This window comes from Bacillus sp. NH11B, assembly GCF_001884205.1.
GTDB classification, from domain to species: domain Bacteria; phylum Bacillota; class Bacilli; order Bacillales; family Bacillaceae_G; genus Bacillus_A; species Bacillus_A proteolyticus.
On the sequence record NZ_MAOG01000136.1, the window covers coordinates 1 to 2,786 of the forward strand.

Annotated in this window: 3 protein-coding genes; 2 read left to right on the forward strand and 1 reads right to left on the reverse strand. The window is 35.9% G+C overall.

Features of this window, described 5'->3' with window-relative positions; genetic code table 11:
* A partial coding sequence (locus BAU27_RS25710; protein WP_139254688.1) for a collagen-like repeat preface domain-containing protein occupies positions 1-729 on the reverse strand: 729 nt, incomplete at its 3' end.
* A gap of 432 nt (positions 730-1,161) precedes the next feature.
* Here BAU27_RS25710 and BAU27_RS32490 point away from each other — a divergent pair.
* A complete protein-coding gene (locus BAU27_RS32490; RefSeq protein ID WP_175546561.1) occupies positions 1,162-1,314 on the forward strand; it encodes a hypothetical protein in 153 nt (50 codons plus the stop codon).
* 1,250 nt (positions 1,315-2,564) lie between these two features.
* Positions 2,565-2,786, forward strand: a 222-nt coding sequence (locus tag BAU27_RS25720) for a heterocycloanthracin/sonorensin family bacteriocin (protein WP_071772399.1), incomplete at its 3' end; no start/stop codon positions are given.

Genomic DNA, 2,786 nt, shown 5'->3' on the forward strand with positions numbered 1-2,786 from the left:
AGGTCCTGGTGGCCCGGGAACTCCTGTTCCTGTCCCTGAACCAGTAGGCCCTGGTGGTCCTTGAATGCCTTGAATACCTTGCACACCTTGAGGTCCAGTAGGTCCTTCAGGCCCTTCAGTACCTTGAATGCCTTGCATGCCTTGAGGTCCAGTAGGTCCTGCAGGCCCTTCAGTGCCTTGAATGCCTTGCACGCCTTGAGGTCCAGTAGGTCCTTCAGGCCCTTCAGGCCCCGTAGGCCCCGTCGTTCCAGTAATGTTTAATAGTGAACTATTCAAGACTCCTTGTAAAATTAAGCTAAATGTCTGCTGTAACAAGGGGTCCGATATATTTGAACAACTAATAAGCGAAGACAAGTTTTGGAATAGAAATTGGAATAATGCTGAGATTTGAGTGAGAGTTGCAGTAGGTAAGGAATTGATTAATTGGTTTATAGTTCGTAAAACTAAATTTCTATTTGGTGTATTTGGTTGTACTGCTATTAATAAATCATTTAATGCCTGTAATGCTGTTTGGAGTATTTGTCTAGTTGTAGGATTTGGTGTTGTGAAGAAAGAAAGGATAGCTTGGTTTAATTGGTTTATTATTTGCAATAATTCTTGTTGTTGAGAATTTGAGAAAAAAACAGGTGTACAACAATTACTTTGATTACAAGGGGATACAGAAATAAAGCAGGGGAGCTGAAACTTATCACACGAATTTGGTGAATTTGACTTATTATTATGTCTCATAAATAACTCCTCTAAAAAATTTTAAATGTTAGATATGTCTTGATAATTTATATTAGCAACTGAGTTTAAAGTATTTATGGGTATATGTTTAATATGAAATGTTCAGAAATGTTTCTTCCTTCAAAGTATATGTCAATAAAGTAAAGATGATCTTATTTTACATGTAATCATATATATAAATAAAATGAAGATATTTTTATAGTACATATAATCAATACTTAGTTACTAATAGGATGTTGTAATCATAGGAATAGAAGATATTATGACATATGATTTTATTAATATGACTCGCATTCCATATAACGGGCATCTGATTTGAATTTTTTCCAGTATCTTAATACATTTAAGATACTGGATTGTTTAGTGGAAATAAAACTTAATAAAATAATCCTTTTATAAGTAAGTAGATCGAACGGAGGGGAACCGTATCGTATGAATCGATTGTCATTTTCTGAAGACATCGATGGAAAAGAGATGCGAAGACTTGTGGTGAAGGAGCTGAAAAACTACAAAGCATTGTGCGTTCGGATGAAAAATCAAGAAAAACAGGCTCAAGCGGGAGCATCGTTCTTTTTCCTAAAATGAAAGGTGACGATAAGAATCATGAGATACGTTTTAAACAAATTGAACGGACATTGAAATATGCTCTTGATAATGATCAACGTCAGATAATTGAGTTGAAGTATTTTGGGAGTGAGAAAGTCAAAGATTCCTATGTTTATAATGAATTGATGATGAGGCGTGATAGTTTTTATGAGAATAAAAAAATAGCTATCCGTTTGATAGCTACTGCTTTAGGGATTATATGAACGTGGTTTTATTTTAGTGAAGATGAAATTATGATCTTTTGTGTTACTGATATAAATTGTTATATGATACGTGTAATCCATCTTACTCGCTCTGCCTTGTGGCAGGGCTTTTTTATATAATAATATAAATTAAGTAGTTAAAGAGGTGTGTTTAAATGAGCTGGGAAGAATCATATAGAAGAGAGCAACCATGTCCATGTGGTAAGGGAAAATATATTGAAATTATGAAGGTGTATACAATAGAAGAAATATAAAAAAGTGCTAACACGTATGCGGAATAGACATAAAACATCACTGATTTGCCATTCATAAAAATAGACTTTTCTTAGCAGAAATCACTAATTATAAATACTTATAAAATTAGCTCTGATACAGCACATATTGAAGCGAAGAAAAATAAAGATGGGAGTGCATATTGGAAATACGAAGATGATCAAACAAAATTATGGAATATACGACTATAGAACTAGAAAATGATGACATAAATCTAAATGTTATTGTTTAAATTCACATTTTATAATTTCCATTTATCCGGCTATTTGTGGGCAGTAAAATTCCCACCTCAAAATTCGACTGGAGCAAAGAAGTTAGGTGGAAGCCCTGCTGCCCGTAAACGCCCGATTGGTGAAGGCTAATAATCCGGGGGAGATGAACAAAACCCCCACTGATTAAAGTTTCACTTTATAAAAATGAGCCCATAGTAAAAATAACCTAAAAATAGGCATATGAACAAGGTACATCATCTAGTGATAGGTCATATTTTGTTGGTGTACGTATTGAACTTAGTTTATCCCGCTATTTGTGGGCAGTAAAACTCCCACCTCAAAATTCGACTGGAGCAAAGAAGTTAGGTGGAAGCCCTGCTGCCCGTAAACGCCCAACTGGTGCGGGCTAATAATCAGTGGGGGATGAACACTCCCCACTGATTAAGGTTTCACTTTATAGCGCTATTTCTACTTAGATTTAACGAACAGAAATATAGGAAAGCATCGATGGGGTTGTAGTTTATAAACGGAGGTCATGAAAATGAATAAGTTTCAACAAGAACTGCAAGCGTTAAGCCTTAATGATTATCAGTCTGGAAATATTGTGTATTGGGACCAGCAAAACCAATATCCATATTACTATATTACAGATGATGCTCGTCGCTGTGGCGGTTGTGGTCGCTGTGGTGGTTGTGGTCGTTGTGGCGGTTGTGGCGGTGGTCGTTGTGGTGGATTCCGTTGTTTTGGTTGCTTCGGCTGCTTT

Bases quoted from the DNA above. Each gene is read 5' to 3' on its own strand.
- BAU27_RS32490 (WP_175546561.1), top strand. From the start codon at position 1,162: ATGAATCGATTGTCATTTTCTGAAGACATCGATGGAAAAGAGATGCGA.